The sequence below is a fragment of the Pseudoalteromonas sp. RB2-MNA-CIBAN-0110 genome, from assembly GCF_040309305.1.
Lineage (GTDB): Bacteria > Pseudomonadota > Gammaproteobacteria > Enterobacterales > Alteromonadaceae > Pseudoalteromonas > Pseudoalteromonas arctica.
Genome location: NZ_JBEOOQ010000051.1, coordinates 12663 through 33797 on the forward strand (window position 1 = coordinate 12663; position 21135 = coordinate 33797).

Annotated in this window: 18 protein-coding genes and 1 pseudogene; 9 read left to right on the plus strand and 10 right to left on the minus strand. The window is 38.0% G+C overall.

Annotated elements, in window-relative coordinates; translation table 11 throughout:
• Window positions 1–132: 132 nt before the first annotated feature.
• Entirely contained in the window at window positions 133–930 is a 798-nt protein-coding gene (locus tag AAEY68_RS18880; protein WP_350586681.1) for a class I SAM-dependent methyltransferase, read from the plus strand.
• Window positions 931–936: 6 nt separating this feature from the next.
• Here AAEY68_RS18880 and AAEY68_RS18885 read toward each other — a convergent pair whose 3' ends face one another.
• On the minus strand, window positions 937–1341 hold the full coding sequence (locus AAEY68_RS18885; protein WP_350586682.1) for a GFA family protein: 405 nt from the start codon (window positions 1339–1341) through the stop codon (window positions 937–939).
• A 247-nt stretch (window positions 1342–1588) separates the two neighbouring features.
• Between AAEY68_RS18885 and AAEY68_RS18890 the strand changes: the two genes are divergently transcribed.
• Entirely contained in the window at window positions 1589–2425 is an 837-nt protein-coding gene (locus AAEY68_RS18890; RefSeq protein WP_350586683.1) for a hypothetical protein, read from the plus strand.
• A 150-nt stretch (window positions 2426–2575) separates the two neighbouring features.
• Window positions 2576–4423: an ABC transporter ATP-binding protein gene (locus AAEY68_RS18895; RefSeq protein WP_350586684.1), complete on the plus strand. Its 1848-nt coding sequence runs from the start codon at window positions 2576–2578 to the stop codon at window positions 4421–4423.
• Between the two features lie 129 nt (window positions 4424–4552).
• Here AAEY68_RS18895 and AAEY68_RS18900 read toward each other — a convergent pair whose 3' ends face one another.
• The 3 genes from AAEY68_RS18900 to AAEY68_RS18910 all read right to left on the minus strand — a co-directional run bounded on the left by AAEY68_RS18900 (window position 4553) and on the right by AAEY68_RS18910 (window position 8888).
• Window positions 4553–4972, minus strand: a complete 420-nt coding sequence (locus AAEY68_RS18900) for an MAPEG family protein (protein ID WP_024606995.1) — start codon at window positions 4970–4972, stop codon at window positions 4553–4555.
• A 189-nt stretch (window positions 4973–5161) separates the two neighbouring features.
• Window positions 5162–7549, minus strand: coding sequence for a tetratricopeptide repeat-containing diguanylate cyclase (locus tag AAEY68_RS18905; protein ID WP_350586685.1), 2388 nt, complete (start codon window positions 7547–7549; stop codon window positions 5162–5164).
• 229 nt (window positions 7550–7778) lie between these two features.
• A complete protein-coding gene (locus tag AAEY68_RS18910) occupies window positions 7779–8888 on the minus strand; it encodes an endonuclease/exonuclease/phosphatase family protein (protein ID WP_350586695.1) in 1110 nt (369 codons plus the stop codon).
• 506 nt (window positions 8889–9394) lie between these two features.
• Here AAEY68_RS18910 and AAEY68_RS18915 point away from each other — a divergent pair.
• The 4 genes from AAEY68_RS18915 to AAEY68_RS18930 all read left to right on the plus strand — a co-directional run bounded on the left by AAEY68_RS18915 (window position 9395) and on the right by AAEY68_RS18930 (window position 15456).
• Window positions 9395–11689 (plus strand): peptidase U32 family protein, encoded by a 2295-nt coding sequence (locus AAEY68_RS18915; RefSeq protein ID WP_350586686.1) that lies wholly within the window; start codon window positions 9395–9397, stop codon window positions 11687–11689.
• A gap of 13 nt (window positions 11690–11702) precedes the next feature.
• Entirely contained in the window at window positions 11703–12362 is a 660-nt protein-coding gene (locus tag AAEY68_RS18920; protein WP_182197889.1) for a glutathione S-transferase, read from the plus strand.
• Between the two features lie 135 nt (window positions 12363–12497).
• Window positions 12498–13760 (plus strand): valine--pyruvate transaminase, encoded by a 1263-nt coding sequence (locus tag AAEY68_RS18925; RefSeq protein WP_350586687.1) that lies wholly within the window; start codon window positions 12498–12500, stop codon window positions 13758–13760.
• Between the two features lie 496 nt (window positions 13761–14256).
• Window positions 14257–15456: an Nramp family divalent metal transporter gene (locus AAEY68_RS18930; protein WP_350586688.1), complete on the plus strand. Its 1200-nt coding sequence runs from the start codon at window positions 14257–14259 to the stop codon at window positions 15454–15456.
• A 103-nt stretch (window positions 15457–15559) separates the two neighbouring features.
• Here the strand turns inward: AAEY68_RS18930 and AAEY68_RS18935 are convergent, their stop codons facing one another.
• Window positions 15560–16012, minus strand: a complete 453-nt coding sequence (locus AAEY68_RS18935; protein ID WP_350586689.1) for a hypothetical protein — start codon at window positions 16010–16012, stop codon at window positions 15560–15562.
• Between AAEY68_RS18935 and AAEY68_RS18940 the strand changes: the two genes are divergently transcribed.
• A complete protein-coding gene (locus AAEY68_RS18940; protein ID WP_350586690.1) occupies window positions 15997–17187 on the plus strand; it encodes a PQQ-dependent sugar dehydrogenase in 1191 nt (396 codons plus the stop codon). The genes AAEY68_RS18935 and AAEY68_RS18940 overlap by 16 nt on opposite strands.
• A 196-nt stretch (window positions 17188–17383) precedes the next feature.
• Here AAEY68_RS18940 and AAEY68_RS18945 read toward each other — a convergent pair whose 3' ends face one another.
• Entirely contained in the window at window positions 17384–17806 is a 423-nt protein-coding gene (locus AAEY68_RS18945) for a hypothetical protein (protein WP_350586691.1), read from the minus strand.
• 126 nt (window positions 17807–17932) lie between these two features.
• Window positions 17933–18352 (minus strand): hypothetical protein, encoded by a 420-nt coding sequence (locus tag AAEY68_RS18950; protein ID WP_182734860.1) that lies wholly within the window; start codon window positions 18350–18352, stop codon window positions 17933–17935.
• A 165-nt stretch (window positions 18353–18517) separates the two neighbouring features.
• On the opposite strand from AAEY68_RS18950, the pseudogene AAEY68_RS18955 reads away from it, so the two are divergent.
• Window positions 18518–18667 (plus strand): annotated as a pseudogene (locus AAEY68_RS18955) (PQQ-dependent sugar dehydrogenase); the annotation flags it as partial.
• A gap of 247 nt (window positions 18668–18914) precedes the next feature.
• Here AAEY68_RS18955 and AAEY68_RS18960 read toward each other — a convergent pair.
• The 3 genes from AAEY68_RS18960 to AAEY68_RS18970 all read right to left on the minus strand — a co-directional run bounded on the left by AAEY68_RS18960 (window position 18915) and on the right by AAEY68_RS18970 (window position 20510).
• Window positions 18915–19454 (minus strand): hypothetical protein, encoded by a 540-nt coding sequence (locus AAEY68_RS18960; RefSeq protein ID WP_350586692.1) that lies wholly within the window; start codon window positions 19452–19454, stop codon window positions 18915–18917.
• 183 nt (window positions 19455–19637) lie between these two features.
• Window positions 19638–20069: a hypothetical protein gene (locus AAEY68_RS18965; protein WP_350586693.1), complete on the minus strand. Its 432-nt coding sequence runs from the start codon at window positions 20067–20069 to the stop codon at window positions 19638–19640.
• A gap of 102 nt (window positions 20070–20171) precedes the next feature.
• Window positions 20172–20510 (minus strand): hypothetical protein, encoded by a 339-nt coding sequence (locus AAEY68_RS18970; RefSeq protein WP_350586694.1) that lies wholly within the window; start codon window positions 20508–20510, stop codon window positions 20172–20174.
• Between the last annotated feature and the right edge of the window lie 625 nt (window positions 20511–21135).

Consider the following 21135-nt stretch of genomic DNA (forward strand, 5'->3'; position numbering starts at 1 on the left):
CTTCTAACTAATTAATTGCTAATACAATATTATATTTAGAGGTTAAATTACAAACCTTGTTACACAATAATCTATTAAAAAATGTGTTTTTCGTGGCACACTGTCATTGTTTATATATTAATAGTTTAAGTTATGCGTCAGCTAAAAGAAGATACAATTAAAAGTAACCTTATTGAGTCGCAGCAAAGTGCATACGGCCCCGTATGCGTGTATCAAAATAAAGAATATCGGTGGTTAACGCTTGCACAAAAAACCAATGAAGACATAACAATTCAAGGCGTTATGAACCTTATACACCCAGAGCAAGTAATAGTACCTGTAAACCAGTGTATGATGTTATTTTTACTTAAACCGGTAGATACACTAAATATATTAAATTTAGGTTTAGGCACTGCAGGGTTTGAGCGAATTATATATCACTTGCAAAGTAGTACGCCTTACATAAACACCATCAATACATTTAACACGGTAGAAATAAACCCAAGCATTGCCTTAATTGCTGCCCAGCACTTTAAGTTACCAATTAAGCACAGCACCTATTTACAATGCGCCGAGCAATATATTACCCAATGCTCTGATCACTTTAACGTAATCACTATCGATATTTTTAGTGGTGAATATCATCAGCCTTTTTTAACCAGCGATAGCTTTTGGCAAAATATAAATCGCTGCAGTGAGCAAAATACGCAAGTAATCATTAATTTAAACCCACAAACAGGCCAAGAGCTGCAAATGCTTTTAGTACTTTTAAGGCAACATTTTAAGTGCTTAGGGATAATAGAGTTTAACGAATACAAAAATATAGTAATCATACTAAGCCAGCAAACATTAATGCATATAAACGTTGATGAAATACAAAACTCACCTGTGTTTATAAATTTTGCGCCAAACCTTTATAAAAGTATTAACAGCATTTACCACATTGAATAAAACGCGTTACCGACCAGGTTCATGTTTTTCATAGCACGGTAAGCTTGTTTCTAACTTCTCCCAGTTAGCTTTAGACGTAACAAAATTATGCGATAAAACCTGCTCAGTAATATCGCTATCAAATATTCCTAAACGAATTCGTATTCTGCTTTTGTCATCATTATTGCTACTATAAACTGGCGAGCCACAACATTTACAAAAGTAACGAGTACGCCCTACTTTAAAACTATACTCGCTAAGTAGTGCCTGCCCTTTAGTTATTGTAAAGTCATCTGTATTTACAAAGCCATTGGTTGCAAATGCAGTCCCGCTGTTTTTTCTGCACAGTGAACAATGACAATGGATAATGCTGGTTATACTGCCCGACACTTCAACCCTTACCTCACCGCACAAACACGAACCCGTATACATATAACATCCTAACTATTAAATTATTTTAAACTCAGCTGAAATTTGCTGAGTTGATTTAATGGATAAGTTTACTGGTTAATTTTCTGAATGGAATAATAATTTTTATATCTCCGCAATTCCCACGCCATACCTATTTTTTTAATGATTGACATAAAAACATTAAATTGGTTACATAACCTTTGCTTTAAAGTTATAGCCAAAACAATAATTGGTTAACCAAAAAACCTAAACTTACTGAGAGCCAATTATGCATTGTAAACACATGTCACTTTTATGTTTGTTAAGCGCGTTAGCGTCGTGTTCAACCATTTCTAAAAACACGTCAAGCGATTGGCTACTTATTGATGACTTTGAAAATTCACTTAGCAAGTGGCAAAGTGTCGATACCCAAAATGAAACTAAACCACAGGTTAAAAACCCACAAATAACAGTTATACAACCAGAACAAGTATCTGCATCAACAAATCATTATTTACTAAAAAAGCCTGCAGCTGAGGGGATTGTAGGAAATCGTAAAGCGCTTTCTTATACAAAACTTCCACAAGCGGTTGAAGTTGGTGACACCTACACATTTTATATGCGTATAAACGTGGCTGCTTTTCCTAATAACCATGCTTTTGGATTAAGCAACCTTACGCCAGAGCTAATTAATAAAAATGCGTACGATGCGTTTGAGCCTACACTTCGCGTAACCGATAAAACAGAATCAAACGGGCTTGTAAACGATGGCGCATTAATGGTTAAAACCGACAGCGGGTATAGCAACATTCAAAACTACACTACCAAACAATCGGCCAAGCCACTGCAAACAAATACCTGGTACGACGTATGGTATGTTGTTAATAACGCAGCAGCCTCAGAGCAAGGTCAGCAATATGATGTTTACGTAAAAGGTGGTGAATTTAGCAAGCAAACACTGGTGTATAAAAATGCACAATTTAGAATGAAGCGCGAACAACCTCTTATATATTTTTTAGCAAACTGTAATACAGGCCCAATTAAAAAGCCTTACGGAAATGGTGGCCTCAGATATGACGATTTATACATGAGCAAAGGTACAAACCTAAATAACCCAATGCTATAAAAGTAAGTGAAGTGTTTTTAGGTGTTCTTTTATACATAAGTTTATATTAATAACGCTCTAGCATATTCACAATTAATACCTTACAAACCTGCATTTAAAAATACTTAAATGGTATAATAGCCACCATTATTTGCCATTTAAGTTTTTAAAATGTATCGATTATTTGAAAAAATGACAAAAGCATTTCCTGAGGATCAACCTACTCAGCCGCCTTCGACTTTATTTGCTTTTTGTCGTCACTACACCAAAGGAATGGAACTGTCGTTGGTGCTAATGTCAATCAGCGCCGCCATGCTCGCTATTTTAGAGGTTTCTTTATTTAGCTATATGGGGCAGCTTGTTGATTGGTTAACGGCCTACACACCCGAAACCTTGTTTGTAGAGCAAAAATCAGAACTTATCAAAATGGCTGTCATGCTCTTACTGGTATTGCCCGTAGTCGTATTTTTTCATTCTGCTATTTTGCACCAAGCATTACTGGGCAATTACCCTATGTCGATTCGCTGGTTAGCGCATCGTTATTTACTGCGCCAAAGTGTGAGCTTTTATCAAAATGAGTTTGCAGGAAGAATAGCCACCAAAGTATTGCAAACCTCTTTAGCCGTTCGCGAAACAGTGACCAAACTACTCGATGTATTAATGTACATAGTGGTTTATTTTGGCTCAATGGTATTTTTAGTTGCCGAAGCTGATTGGCGCTTAATGATCCCTTTACTGGTTTGGTTAGTTTTATACATTTGCGTACAGCTTTATTTTGTACCGCGCCTTAAAAAAATTGCCAGCTCACAAGCCGATGCGCGCTCAGAAATGACCGGTCGAATTGTTGATAGCTACACAAATATTTCTACTATTAAATTGTTTTCGTATACCCAGCGTGAAGAGCAATACGCAAAACAGAGCATGGATGTATTTTTACAGCCTGTGTACAAACAAATGCGCTTGGTAACCAGCCTAAACTTTGTTATTCAAAGCTTAAATTATTTATTAGTATTTTCAGTTACCGCAGTATCACTTTATTTATGGTCGCTTAGTGCAATTAGCGCAGGTGCCATTGCAGTTGCTGTTAGTTTAGCGCTTAGATTAAACGGTATGGCGCAGTGGATCATGTGGGAAATAAGCAGCTTGTTCGAAAACATTGGCACCGTAGCCGATGGCATGAAAACACTGTCTAACCCTATTGAAGTTGCCGATAAACCAAATGCCGATACGCTTAACGTAAGCCAAGGTGCCATTGAGTTTAGCAACGTACACTTTAACTACGGAAAAGCTGCAAACGAGACTAATCGAAGCCCAGTAATGGACGGTTTAAACTTAAACATTAAGCCTGGCGAAAAAATTGGTTTAGTCGGCCGCTCTGGTGCAGGTAAATCAACGCTTGTTAACTTATTACTGCGTTTTTACGATACCGACTCAGGAACAATAAAAATTGATGGGCAAAACATCACAGATGTAAGCCAAGAAAGCCTACGCCGCTACATAGCGATGGTTACGCAAGACACTTCCCTGCTTCATCGCTCAGTAAAAGACAATATTTTGTACGGTCGCCCCGATGCAACGCAAGCTGAGATGATCAACGCCACCAAACAAGCCAAAGCACTTGAGTTTATAAACGACTTGGTAGATAGCAAAGGCAACAAAGGCTTTGATGCTCAAGTGGGCGAACGCGGTGTTACTCTTTCGGGCGGTCAGCGCCAACGTATTGCTATTGCACGTGTGCTACTTAAAAATGCACCCATACTTATACTCGACGAAGCCACCAGCGCACTCGACTCAGAAGTAGAAGCAGCAATTCAGGCAAGCCTTGATGATTTAATGACAGGCAAAACAGTAATCGCGATAGCGCATAGGCTCTCAACCATTGCACAAATGGATAGATTAATTGTACTTGATGACGGCGTCGTAGTTGAGCAAGGCACTCATGAAGAACTAATCGCTAAGGGCGGGATTTACGCAGCTCTATGGACTCACCAAACGGGTGGGTTTATAGGCGTCGATTAGCCATTAATATTACCTTACTGTAGAGGTAGTTTTATTCTGCTGCTACCTAAACAAAAAAGCGAAGATGCCTTAAAGGCTCTTCGCTTTTTTGTTTAAAGTTATAAATAGAGTTTATAACTTTTTTATAAATTAAAAGATTAGTCTTAACCCTATCATTATCAGCATAACCACATTAGCAAGTACACCGATTAAAAAGAAGTAACTACGTGGGCTTGGGTTTTTCTCCGTTGCTATAGCGTAGTACAGCGCCATGTGAATTAAACGCGCAATTAAGTACACCCAAATACACATTGCAAAAATCGGGCTTTGATAATTAATTACAAACGCAAATAACACCGTACCTATAAATAATGCGCTGTTTTCAAGCGTATTATGAAACGTACGATGCGCTCTAAATATAAAGCTGCCGTGCGATAAATCCTCGTCAATTTTACCTGGCACAGCATTTGGCTCTTTAGCTTTGCTAAACGTAGCCACAGCCCACTGTACAAGCAACATAATTAAATAGAGGTAAAATGCCAAATAGGCCGAAAGTGCAACTTCAGTCATTACTAAATCCCTTATTTTGTTTTTTAACTTAGTTTAGAGTGCAATTTTAAAGCCTAAGTTAATACACTGATATTTAAAGGGTTAATTTAATAAGCCTAATTACATATGTAAGTAACTCACGGCGTTGTATAAAATTTACTTGTTATGATTTTAAAAATAACATCAAAAATGAGCTGTATACTGCTGGGTTTACTCCGATCTAAAAAGCTTAAACTCTTCAAACGAACAATCCCACAACACAACTTGATTACGACCCAACGATTTAGCCTCATAAAGTGCTAAATCGGCCTGTTCAATTAACTCAGAAGGTGTTCTTGCTTTAAATTTAATAGACGTAACCCCAAAACTACACGTAACAGGAATATCATCAAATATCGCTTTTTCTACTTTAATACGAATAGCCTCAGCAATACGTATTGCTTGCTCTTGAGTCGTGTTGGGTAAAATAATACAAAATTCTTCGCCACCAAAACGGGCAACGCTATCGCTTTTACGTATATTAGCTTGTAAAAGACTGGCAACGCCACAAAGTACTGTGTCGCCAATGCTATGCCCATAGGTGTCGTTAACGCTTTTAAAATGGTCAATATCGACCATTAAAATACAATATTCTTCAATCTGAGGTAAATCCAAAAAGTCGCGATTCATAATCTCAAATAAAATACGGCGGTTATAACAATTGGTTAAAGGGTCTCGCGCGGCCAAATAGTCTAACTCTTCATTACGTTTTTTAGAGGCAATAAAGCTTCGATAAACCAATAAAACAATAGCTAAACAAGCGGCTAATAAAAATGCGAGCGCAATACTCGCGTATTTGTTTTTTGCAAGCTCTAGCTCTGATATAACCCTAGCTTGGCCTGATATTTCAATTTCATTGTTTTTCTTTTCAAGCTCAAGTTGATGGAGTTTTTCTTTTTCTCTTAATGTCTCCAGCTCTACTTCCATTTTATGCAAGTGCAAATGTGCTTTTTCAAGAGCAAGCTTACTTTCGTCTCTTTCGTATTGAATTATTTCGGTTAGGGCTATTTCTTCTTCCGCGTAACGAAGTGACTCATCTAAGCGTCCACGCTGTTTTTCTGCTATTCGAATTTCACGATAAGCGTATAGCATATGTAACTTATCATCTATTTCGGTTGATAAAGCGAGTGACCTTTTTAGTAAAGAAATAGCCTCATTTGTATCAATACCAATTAAAATCCCCGCAAGCGCTGTTAGCGACTTTATCTCATAAAGCTTACTGCCTGTTTCTCTGGCGAACGACAACGACTCTTTGTAATACTCTATAGCCTTGTTTTTATTCCCTTGGGCACGATAAATATTAGCAATAATACGCGCTGTTATAGAAATGTAGGATGTAAGATTTTTGGTTTTATAAGTTACGTAAGCTTTCTGAGCAAATTTCATCGCTGATTCTAAGTCGCCAGACTCATAGTTAATAACAGCCATTTCTCTTAAGGCCGACGCGAGCGTTTTGTCCTCGACCACACCTTTTGGTAAATCGATAGTTATTTGATAGAAAATCTCGGCCTGATCAAACTGCTTTAATCGAGTGTATAGCAGCCCCATTTGATTGGATGTTTTAGCAATCCCAAGCACGTTATTTACTTTTTTATAATATAAATATGCCTCATTTATATGCTTAAGTGATTTTTCATAAAGGTTGATATGGCGATAAATAATACCAGCACCTAATAATGCTTTAGCTAAGCCAACAGGATCGTCAATGTCTTTCTGTATTTCTAATGCACGAGTGGAGTAATCAAGGGCTAAAACTAAGTTGTCTAAATAGCGCTGCGCTTCTGCTAGTGTATTTAATGTACGCGCCATCAACTTTAAATCATCTAAATTAGTATATATCTCTAAAGCTTTGGTATAAAAATGAGCTGTTTGCTCTCTATTTTCAAGGCGCTTATACGACTGAGCTAATTTTTTATACGTTTCACCTAACTGTTTTTGTATTTGTTCGTCTTTATTTACAAGGTATTTTAAAGCAGATGAATATTGCGTTATCGCGTCATTGTATTTTTTTTGTTCATAAAACGAATCCCCCTTTGTTAGGAGTACTTGTGCTATAAAAAACTCATCGCCATACACAAGCGTTGTTGGTAATAAAGTTTCAATGCGGTTAGCAAGTTCGTCATAACGTTTTTCATCTAATAATATTTTTATATAATTAATAGACGCCTTTATTTGGTTGCGTGAATCATTTAATTTACTGTAATAAGCCGAGGATTGTGAAAAGTGATGAAGCGATTCATTAATATTGTTATTTTTTTTATTCGCTTTACCTAATAAGTTATGTAATTTTGCGCTGAGTAACGTGTCATCAGCACTTTGCGCTTGTAACAACAACGCCTTACTTAGTTCGATACTTGTTATAACGTCAGTATCCATAAGTAATTCGGCTCTTTTTAGCAGCCCTGCATTAGATTCATTGATTAAACTGTATGAGGTGGTTTCTTGCGCGTAAGCGCTACTTAAACTAATAAACAAAGCAAAAAGCAAAGCTTTCACTAACAATTTAGAATTATAAATTCGATTTACGAAGAAAGTGTGTACTTGCGAAGTTAAGTCCATCTTTCGCGTGTGATACGAGTAAGTGTAAAATTCCATATTTACCATTTTAGTGATTTGTTATTAATTTAATGCAAAAATTCTGGCGATAAAATATACACATAAAGACTGCAGGTCAAGTTTCGCTGCAATATGGGTAATTGTTAATTTATGATTTTAGCATAATTATGCATATTGCAGCTTAATTCTTTTTTAGCTTAATCGTACGCTGTAAGTTATTAAATGAGAAAACCTAGCTTCTTAGTTTAAGGGTAACCAATACAACACCGTGGTCGGTAGTTAAATCATCACGCTCATATTCGGGGTTTATTAAGTGCCTGTCGTAAGTGTTATACGCGCTTACTTCAAAAAAGCTGTCATCGTAACTAGCGTCAAACTCACACGACAATAAAATGTAATCAAGCACAGAGCTGCTCGCGCCATAATAATGTGTTGGCGGCCTTAACGGTGCTGTCTTTGTTATATTTATATTTTTTACTTGGCTTTTATCCGCTGAATCAACAATCTCGCTGTTATTGCGATCACAATCACTTTGTTCATCGTTTGTTATTGCTTCATCGCTAAAAACCTCATCATTACTTAGCTGCGACTTAACAAACAAATCCCATGAATCATTTAGACAATATTTAGCTAAGTAGGTTTTAGCATCAAACGCAGGTGCAAAGCGTAGCGTACTCGTCAGTAAATGGCTTAATACGCCATCCGCAAGTTCATTATTAAAGTCCCCCATTAATAGCATCGGGTGTTGCGTAGCTTCGCGGCGAGTAATCATTTGTATCATTAGCAATGTAGCTTCACTGCCACGCTGAAGAGTTGAGCCCCACCCACCGGCTATATTCGCTTTTAAAATCTCAATTATGTTTTGCTCGGGTGTAAGCTCTTTATTATGCTCATCAACATTAATCATCGGGCGCTTAGATTTAAAATGCACCACATAACAATCAGTATTGCCTATGTGCGGTAAAGTAACGGTCGCTCTCAATACCTTACGACTAAAAGTAAACTCACTATTAAGGCCAAGCGTATTTGCAAGCTCGCTATCGTGTTCAACCGCTGCTACCTCAACTATGGGATACTTAGAGGCAATCGCTACCACGGGGCGTTTATAAATAAAGTCATCAATCACCTCTGGCGTATCAACTACTGCAAAGTAGTTATAGCCTTGCTCAGCAACTAGCTCTTTTAACGAATCAATACTAAACACTTCCTGAAACCCAATCACATCAGGGGCATGTTCTGTTAAGTAATCAACAATCCAACGCTGCTTTTTAGCCCACTGTTGCGCGGTATAAATTTTCTCAAACTCATAGTATGCATTGGGTGGCTCAAGATAGTTAAACAGGTTAAATGTGGCTATTTTTAGTTGGGTGTTAATAATTACAGATTCTTCACGGTTTAAATCTGTATCTAACTGTTTAAGATCTTGATTGCTGATGGGTATCGCCTAAGTAAAGTTGAAAGTGCTGCTTGCTTATAAACTATCATTTTATTACATGTTTACGTAATAAATCAGCCAGCTTAATTGTAATTTTATACACTCTTTTATTCTATACCAATCCGCAATAATACTTAATCATTTTGCGGGGCTAAACGTGTCGCTACCTGTGTTAAAAAATTCTCATTTACGACTGCATGGATGCAGAAGGTAGAGCAATGCAGGAGCAATTGCCGAGAACAACTAAATAGCGAATTTTTTGCCTAGCTATCAACACGTTTTTCCATCCTCAAAATAGATCACTTAATTAAGCGAATTGGTATTAGTCTTTATTATATCTCTCAATAAATAGCATTAACGTGCTTAACCAGATAAAATTCGCGGCAATTAAATATGAGCGAAGTGAAGTTGTCATGAGTAGAAAGATTGAACTATTAGCCCCAGGCGGTGATGTAAACGCGGTAAAAGCCGCCATTGTAGCCGGTGCTAATGCGGTTTATTGTGGGTTAGATACCTTTAATGCACGTAACCGAGCGTCTAATCTTTCGTTTGATGAGCTTAACGGCGCACTTCGCCTAGCCCATGAATACGGCTGTGAGATTTTTTTAACGCTAAATGTAGTTATATTAGAGCACGAAATGGGTGCGCTATTTAAGCTATTAAATCAGCTAGTAAATACCACGCTCGACGGCATTATTGTGCAAGACCTAGGGTTATTCAATATAGTTAAAAAGCACTTTCCTACTTTACATATTCACGCATCAACTCAGTTAACTACGCATAACGAATCACAGGTTGAATTTTTAGCGCGCATTGGCGCTACGCGTGTAAATTTATCGCGCGAGCTTAACTTAACTGAAATTAAAATATTGACCGACGTAGCGCATAAATGCGACGTATTAACCGAAGTATTTGTGCACGGCGCATTATGTATTGCGTTTTCAGGGCAATGTTACTCAAGCTCGGTAAGTGTGGGTAACTCGGGTAACCGTGGTCGCTGCTCGCAAGCGTGTCGTGATGAATACGAGCCAACGGCTATGGGTAACAAACACCCATTAAACTTAAAAGATAATTCAGCTTATTTTGACCTACCAGAGCTGGTAGCCGCAGGTGTTGATTCGTTAAAGGTAGAAGGCCGTATTAAAGGCGCTAACTACGTACATACGGTTATTGATAGCTGGCGTAAACAGATAGACACGTTTGTGCAAACCGGTAACTTAATTGAAGACGACTCAAGCTTGTATAAAGTGTTTAACCGTAACTTTACCAATAAGTTTTTAACCGGCGACATGACCAAAAACATGTTTACCGATAACCCGCGCGACCATAGCTTTGATCACGCTAACGAAAAAAACAATGCAATTTCGGTCGTGCAAATTTACGATGCACAGCAAGAGCTTTCCACTCAAAAAAGTGAAATTGATTCGTTAGTTAAAAAGAAAATTGAATTTTTAGATATTTCAAAGCGCGAGCTTACATTAGAATTTACAGGGCAATTAAATCAGCCATTCACTGTAAACATAATTATTGAAGATAAAAACGATATTACGCTTTCGAATAAAAACGAAAAAGAGCCTCTACGCTTTGAAGTTCAATCGCAAATGCCTATGCAAACCGCCGATAAATCGGTTGTTGATATTGCTGCTATTGATAAACGCTTTAAAAGCTTTAGTAATGCTAATTTTGAAATTAAAAATATGGATTACTCAAACTTAGGCAACAACTTAAGCATTCCGTTTAAAGAGCTCGCCCGTATTAAAAAGCAAGTCGCGTTTTTATTAAACGAAGGCAAAGACGTACTCGCCCCTGTTGAACTGCCTAAATTGGTGAATCACGAAAAAGCAGATAAAAACAAAACAACACTCTCCATTTTAATATCGGACATAAAAGACGTTCACCTTTGTGATTTAACAAATGGCGATGTTTACTTTAAATTACCTGAGAGCTTTAGAACCGATAACGATAAATACATCAACGTATTTTTAGAGCACCCGCAGTTAATTCCGTGGTTTCCGGCGGTGTTAATTGGTAAAGATTTTGAAGAAGCAGTGCGTTTGCTCGAGGTTGTAAAACCTAAGCTTATTATTAGTAACAACACAGGCGTAGCATTTAAAGCAGTAAAAATGGGCATTGACTGGATTGCAGGCCCATTATTAAACACCACAAATTCTTACGCGTTACTAACACTACAAGAAGATTTAAACGCAAAAGGCGCGTTTATTTCAAACGAAATAAACAAACCACAAATGCGTAATATTAAACGCCCTAACAACTTTAAAATGATGTACAGCATTTATCACCCAATACTAATGATGACCAGCCGACAGTGTTTTTTCCAGCAAACCGTTGGCTGTAAAAAACCACGTATTGACGCAAGCTGTATGTTGAGCTGTAAAAAAGAAACAACCGTTACCAATGTTAAAGGCATTAGCTTTGCAATTGATAAACAAAAAGGCGGCTACCCGAGCATTTATAACCATGAGCAATTTTTAAATATGGATATTGTGACCGATTATGCCGACAAGTTTGACGAGTTTATGATTGATTTAACCGACATTGGCTCAGGCGATAAAGAAAAACTCGATAAAGCCGTGTTACTTGCGCATTTTCAAGATTTAATTAGCGGGCAAACACAAGCAGCTGATCAGTTAAATCACATGGTAAAAGTAAAAACACGTCAGCAATATGTTGAAGGCTTAAATAGCTAAGGTAAGTAATAAAATGACACTGCCATTATTATATTCATTACAACACTGCCCATACGCAATGCGCGCACGAATGGGTATTTTAATGGCAGAGCAACACGTGCTACTACGCGCTATTAAAACTAAAAACAAGCCGCCGCATCTTTTGAAAATATCGCCAAAAGGCACGGTGCCAGTTTTATTGTTGCCAAATAATCAAGTTATAGATGAAAGCCTAGATATTATGCTGTGGGCTTTAAAGCAAAACGATCCGCATAATTTACTGCATACTCAAGACCCATTAGCACTTGAGCGCATGCTTGAATTAATTAAGCTAAACGACACGCAATTTAAACCGGTGCTCGAAAAGTACAAATTTTATGCTCGTACAAAAGACATGGCACAAATTTATTATCAAAAAGCCTGCGAAGAGTTTATTAAGCAATTTGAAGCAAAGCTAACTACCCATAAATACCTAATGGGCAATGAAAAAAGCCTAGCCGACTATGCTCTGCTGCCATTTATTAGACAGTTTGCCCGCGTAGATAAACACTGGTACTTACAAAGTGAATACACGCATGTACGCGCATGGTTAAACGAATTTTTACACGCCCCCATGTTTACCAAAGTTATGACCAAATTTGATTTGTATATGGACTGCGGCGAAGAGTTTTTATACGGCGTTAAAAAATCTTAACTTAGCCTTTGTTTTATAGAAATTTTATTGTCATAGCTAGCTACAAAGCTAAGCATTGAATTATTCTCATCATCGGATTTAAGCCCTTTATTTACGCTATACTGCCCTCCCCATTACTAACAAACGCTATGCATTATGAACTACTCAAACTTTGGCACTAAATTCACACAACCCAACGGCATTACTCAGTTAATGGAAGATTTAGGTGGTGCTAAAAACAGCAACAATCCTAATATTGTTATGCTGGGTGGCGGTAACCCCGCACTAGTACCACAAGTAAATGAGGTTTTTTTAAGTGAATTACAAAAACTCGTTGCCAGTAACAAGGTATCGCAAGTATTTGGGCTTTACGATGGCCCAACCGGTAACGACGAGTTTAGAGCAGCATTAGCTGGCCAGCTAAGTAAAGAGTTCGCATGGGATATTAGCGCCGATAACGTAGCACTTGGCAATGGCAGCCAAGCTAACTTTTTTGTGTTGTTTAATATGTTGGCAGGCGAAATGCCTGATGGCAGCCACAAAAAGATTTTATTTCCCCTTGCGCCAGAGTATATAGGTTATGCCGATCAAGGTTTATCGGCTGATATGTTTGTTGCCATAAAGCCTGATATCGAAATTTTAAATACAGGCAGCACATCAAAACAGTTTAAATACGTCATTGATTTTAAAGCAGTTGAAAAAGTACTAGCAAACGACAGCAGCATAAGCGCACTGTGCGTATCACGCCCTACCAATCCAACAGGTAATGTAATTACTGACGATGAAGTAAAACACCTTGATTTGCTCGCTAAGCAATATGGTATTCCACTCATTATTGATAACGCGTACGGCGATCCGTTCCCAGGTTGTATTTACACCGACGCAAACCTAACGTGGAACTCAAACATTATTTTATGTATGTCACTTTCAAAACTTGGCCTACCAGGTTTACGCAGCGGTATTGTGGTTGCAAACAATGAGATTATTAAAGCAATTGGCCGCGTAAATGGCAGTATGGTTTTATCGCCAAATAGTATTGGCCCAAGCTTAGTGACACGCTTAATTAACGACAACGAACTACTCCCACTGTGTCGTAATGTTGTACTGCCCTTTTATCGTAATAAAGCACACATAGCGATTGAGTTGTTTGACGAAGTGTTTGCCGAACTGCCTGTTTATTTGCACAAAGTTGAAGGCGCATTTTTTATGTGGCTGTGGTTTAAAGATGCAAAAATGACAAGCGAGGTGTTGTATCAAAAGCTTAAAGAGCAAGACGTGTATGTGATCCCAGGTCACAACTTTTTTATCGGCATTGACGACAGCTGGGCGCACAAGCACGAGTGTATTCGTATTAACTATGCTACCGATGCAGATACCCTGAAAAAAGGCTTTGAAGCGATTAAAAGCCTAATAAAGTAAATATAATGATGCCGATATAAATATCGGCATCATTCATTTAACTCGCTTATATATACGTTTAAAATTCATGCAAACGCACTGTATCCCCTTTAAATTTATATACAAGTTGGTATCCTACTCGACCTTTTTTAATAGCAATTCGCTTAATTAAGTGATCTATCAGAGGTGAGAAAATCGTGTCGATAACCAGGCAAAAATTTCGTTATTTAGTTGTTATCACTAATTGCTCCTGCATTGCTCTACCTCCATGCAGTCGTATATCAGAAATTTTTAACGCAGTTAGCGTCAGATTTAATCCCTCAAATTGATTAAGTATTATTGCGGGTTGGTATAACATATGCTTATTAAAAAAGAACCAGCCAAGGGGCGATAATCGCTGCAGGACACTTAATTAAAGTGGCAGCAATAACACTACAGGCATCGCGTATAAATATTGGTTTTAAACGTTAGATGTAACTTTAAATAGCAACATGCAATAGCACTATTAAGGTCAATTATGCGATTAGGACCAGGACTACTCGTCACCGCTGCCTTCATTGGACCAGGGACTATTACTACCGCCAGCGTGGCAGGTGCAAACTTTGGTTTTGCACTTATATGGACATTACTGTTTTCAGTAGTTGCCACTATATTATTACAATCTATGGCGGCGCGCCTTGGCGTTGCTACCGGGCAAGATTTAGCTCAAGCGCTCAGAGCACATATTCAAACGCCTTTATTTAAATCTTTAGCTATATTTTTAGTCATTAGCGCCATTGGTGTGGGCAGTGCAGCTTATGAAGCGGGTAACTTAAGTGGCGCTAGCATGGGATTAATTGAAATATTCCCTCAAGTTAGTCCTCAACTATGGACACCACTTATTGCTTTTTTAAGTGCTGCTTTACTGTATAGCGGCAAACATAAAGTGGTTGAAAACGCGCTAATTTTACTCGTTATTTTAATGAGCTTAGTGTTTATCTCAACACTTGTAATGGCAGCGCCTTCACTGGGGGATGTATTTGCAGGTTTTATTCCTAGTATGCCTGAGGGTTCGATTACAACCATACTAGCTTTAGTTGGTACTACCATTGTGCCGTATAACTTATTTTTACACTCAGGCGTGCTCGCTGCTAGACACGACAGTAACAGCGATATGCAAAAAGTGATTAAACAAACAAATGTTGATACAGGCCTATCAATCACTTTAGGCGGTGTGATCACTTTAGCTATTTTATCTACAGCTTCAGTTGCATTTTATGGCACCGATGCGGGGCAAATTAGTGCGGCCAATATGGCCGTGCAGCTAGAGCCATTGCTTGGTGACGCCGCTCATTACTTTTTTGCTATTGGCTTGTTTGCTGCAGGTTTAACAAGTGCTATTACAGCGCCACTTGCCGGTGCTTACGCCGTGTGTGGCATGTTAGGTTGGTCAAACGATATGGGTAACTCACGTTTTAAAGGCGTCGCTATTGTTATTTTATTGTTTGGTGCTGCGGTGGCGTCACTCGGTTTAGACCCTGTCGCGGTGATTATATTCGCACAGGCGGCTAACGGGTTATTACTCCCTATTGTTAGCACCTACCTTGTATGGCTGGTTAATCAAAAAGGGGTTATGGGAAACTACACTAACTCTTTGGTGTTAAACCTGGTAACCCTACCCGTTTTAATCCTAATTTTTGGGCTAAGTAGCTACAAACTAATTAGTTTAATTTTTTAATTAAATTCTAAAGGTCATATTTAAAGGCCGCTGTTTACAATAAACAGCGGCCTTTATTTATTAATCACTAAATAACGTATAAGCCGTATTTATATTCACACATCTAACACGCTTTTTGGTTTTTAGTTGCCTTAACTAATTGCGAAAACGCCAAACCACCTAACGCGCCTGCAAGCAGTTGAGCATAAAAACCCCAGCCTCTTGCGCCCGCTATAATATGAATATTCATAATTGATTCAATGGCAATTAACACAATAGCAAATGCCACAATGCCAGCAATAAAAAATAGCTGAGTACTGTATTTTTGAACCTTTTTATTAAGCTTTGCGGTAACAAAAAAAGCGATGGCAAGTGCTACGGCAATAATAGCGCCGTAGGTAGGTAATAGGCCTAACCAATCATCAAGCGTTAAACTAGCACGATCACTAAAGCCCACCACTACACCTACATTAACTAATTGATTGACAACGTATTGGCTATGAAACAAGCTAGCAAGTGTGAATGTAAGTAACCAAGAAACTAAAAATGAAGGCAATATACGTGTTAAAAACGACATGGTTATCTCAACTTAAAATAAAGCTTTTTTCTTATACTAGTCATGCTAGCAAAGGCTTGCCCCGTAAACAATGTATCTCTTTTTTTACTTTGCTTTCGCTTTTTTCGTTTTCTGTTAATGCAGATGCTGCGCTACCAAAGGAGCAATACAGTACACAAACACTGGCTACGCAATTACAGTCTCCGTGGAGCATGGTTGAACTACCAAACGGCACATGGTTAATTACAGAGCGTGATGGCCACGTAGTTATAGTTAAAAACAACGTGCAATCAAGAGTAAAATTAAACCTAACAGGTTTATACGTTGCAGGCCAAGGTGGTTTACTCGATATTGTATTATCACCAGATTATAACGACTCCAAAGAAATTATTTTTACTTATGCCCAAGGTGATGCAAGCGCAAACAGGCTTGTTGTTGCCAAAGCCACGTTTAATGGCACTGACTTTTCAAAGCCTAACGTTATTTATAAAGTAGCGACTGATAAAAACACACCGCAGCATTACGCGGGACGCGCCCTTGTCCTACCCGACAATACGTTATTAGTTTCAACGGGCGATGGGTTTGACTTTAGAGAGCAAGCGCAAGTTATCACCAGCCAACTTGGAAAAATATTACGTATAAATCTAGATGGCACCATTCCAACAGACAACCCATTTATTAATCACGAAAACCTAAATGCACATGCTGTTTACTCACTTGGCCACCGTAACTCGCAAGGCTTAGTTTATGATTACGATACGCAGCAAATTGTTAGCCACGAACACGGCCCTGCAGGCGGTGACGAACTAAATTATTTAACCGCTGGCACTAATTATGGCTGGCCTGTAATCACTTATGGTAAGGATTATTCGCAAGCGCATATTTCACCATTTACCGAATATGAAGGCATGCAAAAACCAAGTGTTAATTGGACGCCATCAATCGCCCCATCTGGCATGGCGTATTACGGTTCTAAACACGCCGCTTTCCCTTCACTGCAACAACATGTACTCATAACTACACTCGTCGATAAAAAACTCTACAGCGTTAATCTGGCCAACGGTGAGTTTACGCAGTCTCACGTCTTCCCTGAGGCCGCAGGCAGGTTAAGAGATGTGTTTATAACTGATAAAGGTAACGTAGCGGTATTAACCGATGGTAAAGAGGCAAAGCTAATGTTGATGACAGCAAATTAATTCACAAGGGCCGTAAGAGCCGCTGCGCTTTTAAAGTAAGTAGCGGCTTTAAATGAGCCACTTTGGTTAATTAAGTAATTTGATCAGTAAGATCAGGGTTTAACCCCTTTAGTTTTAAGATTAAAGTGAGCGTCTTTATTATGTTCTTAATAACGTTCTTGTCTCCTACTGCCTTTGCATATACTTACTGTGCTTGTTATTTACCCGATTCTAATTTCTGTTTCAATAACTCAATCAGTTGAGTGTTAAGCCCTGTAATTTCGGCTTCTAGTAATTTCACTTTAGCTTGCGACTCTTCATCTTCTTTACTGCGTAATAATACAGCTTCTTGTAGTAGTTTTTCAAGCTTCTCTTGTATTTCAGCAATCTGCTCATCAAGGGAGTCTTCGTCAGATTGTGATGCCTGACTTACATCTTCATTGCCTGATAATTTGCGTAACGCCTCTCGGTTTTTATCTTCCAGACTTTTTTCTTTTCCTTCTTCAGATATATCCACTTGATCACTTTTATCCGCTGCTTTGTGAATAGTCGCTTTTTCGGTTACCTCATCAGCTACCATCTTTAAAATTTGTTTTTGCGGGTAAGTTTCTAAAGGTTTAGAGGTTATGTGAACTGACATTTTATCCATTTTAATATTCCTTGCTCCGTCAATTATTAGCGAGAAGTAGTTAACTATAAATATAATGCTTTACCAAAAGCCAATTGTAATAGCCCTTGTTTGATTCTTTATTAGATTACACTTTACTCACAAGCTTGCCCATTGCTGTTTTAAACCAACAAGGTGAACAATACCAAAAGATAAACAAATAATAGAACTCCAAACCCAAAACTCAGGCGAACGCCCCATAGGGTTATTTATTAAAAAGAACCCTGCAACACCGCGGGCTAAATAAATAAAAGTTATTAATACAAGAGCTAGGCGGATGAATGGAAGTTTAAAAATAACACCTGCGGCTGAAAATGCATACAATGACCAAGTTGATAGGATCAGAACAATTACACTAGTAATAAGAGTTGGCTGAATACTTCCTTGCTCAGAAAGTAATGCCATTTGCTCTCCTGCACCGAAGAACCTATACCAAGAACCTCCAAAATAGATACAACCCAAATGCAAAGTTGCTACAACAGCACTTAATGTACCTGCAATTATTAGAAAAACATTCATAGAGCGATAAAACCTCCGTGAGACATAACAAACTTATAAATTAGCTGGTTTATTTATCTTGATAAACAAACCATAGCCGGGTTTTTATCTGGGTACAATCGATTGTTGAATGTTTACGCGTAATATCAAAGCTCGCATTAAACTAGACAGCCACTCCAATTGTAAATTAATCTGGTTAATGGTGAGTTTACGCAGTCTCACATATTCCCAGAGACCGCAGGACGATTAAGAGATGTATTAATAACTGATAAAGGTAACGTCGCGGTATTAACAGACGGTAAAGAGGCAAAGCTAATGTTGATGACATCAAATTAATTCACAAAGGGGATAAAAGCCGCTGCGCTTTTAAAGTAAGGTAGCGGCTTGAATAAACGGATTTTATTAATTTAAGTTCTGATGTACGAAGCCAAATTTTGATCTCTTTAGTTATTGCTAAAAATATCAAAATTCCTGTTTGAACAATTTGCTCATAATGCTTGCCGTAAACGGCACAATGTAGAAAGCTAAATTTTGCGACAAGGAGTACAGGCTGCAGTCCTTCGTCCTTTGTTTAACGGTCTTGTTAGTGCTTTTTGCTAATTTCATCAACTATATCATAACCCCATAATCCAGTTCTTAATTTTACTTTTAACTGATCACCAACTTTATATGGATTACTTGTATCCGTGCCCAAACTGTAACTGGTCTCCGATATTCCATCCGATAATCGAACATATTCAAAAATATCGTAACGAACACGCTGTTGACCCACTCCGGTTACTCTGTATTCTTTGTGGGTCACCTCATTAGATGAAAACTTATGATTCGTGACAGCAATAATCCCCATGCTGCCCATTGTAGTAAGTACTACAATCGCAGGGAAGTTTAGTATCTTGTAGTGGAATGGTGTTGAATCCGGCTTGTATTCAATAATAATATTAGCCGATTTATCATGCCCCCATTTTTGATAAAGGCGAACTACTGCCGCTGCGAGCAAGCCTAAACCTACCGCTACATAAGTTAAAACACCATCATCAAGAACATCACTAAATACCAAAAAACTTAGTTGGGAAATGGCGGCACCATAAAATCCAATGAAAGCTAATGGAAAAAGATGATTCATCATACCTCTTGAGCACTAACGAGCCTGTAGATTAACTCGTTTTTTTATTTGTTTTTATTGATAACAAACCATAGCTGAGTTCCTATTTTGGTTCAATTGATTACTGTGTTTTACGCAGAATATTAAAAAGTGTTTAGTGTGGGTTTTATTCGCGTTTTGGAAGGAGTTACGGGTGTTTCAAACCTAGATTCTAATTGGAAGTGCACCACCTAATTCAATGCCGCATTGCGCCTCAATTACTTTACCTGCCATATCAATTGCGACTCTGCGATTAAACATTGCGGAAGGTTGTCCATTTTTAAACACTACAAAGCGCACTTTAAATACCCAATAACTAGTATCTAACCCATCAGCGGCAACTGTAGCTAAATCAAAACTCGTAGGGTGAGCTTCTTCAGTTGGTTTAAGATTAACCTTTATCCAATCATTGAAAATAGACTGAACATTTAGAAATGAAATTGGTAGCTCAGACGTACCGTCCCAATTTATCGTTGGTGCAGAATCAAATGAGAATTCACAATGTTTGCCGTTTTCGGGCCAAGATTCAAATGTATAAGTGGCTGCACAAACGATATTTGCAGCCATAATCATTGCACCCAACATAAAAAATTTCACAAAATTTCCTGTGGCATATAACGCTTAATATAACTGGAAAATACGAGCGCTTTACAGCGAGTAGTTTCCCAGTTGATGTTTTTGTTATACGCACATATTACGCTAATGTTTGGGAACATAGGTTTTACCCCACTTATTAGCCGCTGCCAAAGCAAAACCAAAATAGACAATACTGAAAACACCATTGAAAAATTCAAAATTTACTTCGCTGTTTACAGATTCAAAAGCGGCACTAAAAAGAGATATGAAAAATCCAAGTACAGCACTAAACCAAATGAATTTAATTATCACACCATAAACTTTCTCACTCAAAATCCCACTGTGTTCCTGAAAGCTCAGGAAAAAACTGGTTATTTTATGACAAATATAAACCATCAATAACGTTAGCGGCGGTACTAAAATAGCTTCTACAACTTCATGAAATATTAGGCCAATTAACATAGCTAACGAACACTACACTAAAGGAATTTTAAAACCCAATATCTCAGTGTAATTTAAGTATTTTGGTTTAACAGCTTCGTTATTCAACTACATGTCCTTTGTGCGTATAACGAGCCTGTAGATTAACTCGTTTTTAAATTTGTTTTTATTGATAAACAAACCATAGCTGAGTTCCTATTTTAGTTCAATTGATTACTGTATTTTTACGCAGAATATTGAAGTGTTTGATATTGTTTTAATTGGCGTTTTGGAAGGGATTACGGGTGTTTGAGTGGCTTTTGTTTAGAGTAAAAGGCTTACCCTTCTTAATGCATCGTGTTTTGCAGCTTTTCTATATTATGAGCTATTAAATTAAGTATTAAATTAGACAGCCACTCCAATTAGAATCTAGGGTTCACTAAACTGCAAAAAATAGGATGGGTGTCACTGTTATCGCTCATACGCTCTACGATGAATCAACTTACTTAACCGCATTGAAAAGTAAAGGATCACCGCTGTTAAAATTTGCGGTGGAAAGTGAGCTTTAGTGCTTGCTGTCCACCTCAGGGTGTTGTGATTCAATGAAACCGGACACAAATTTAGGTGGTATTATTACCACTCAAACAGAGGTGTTCTATGACAAAAC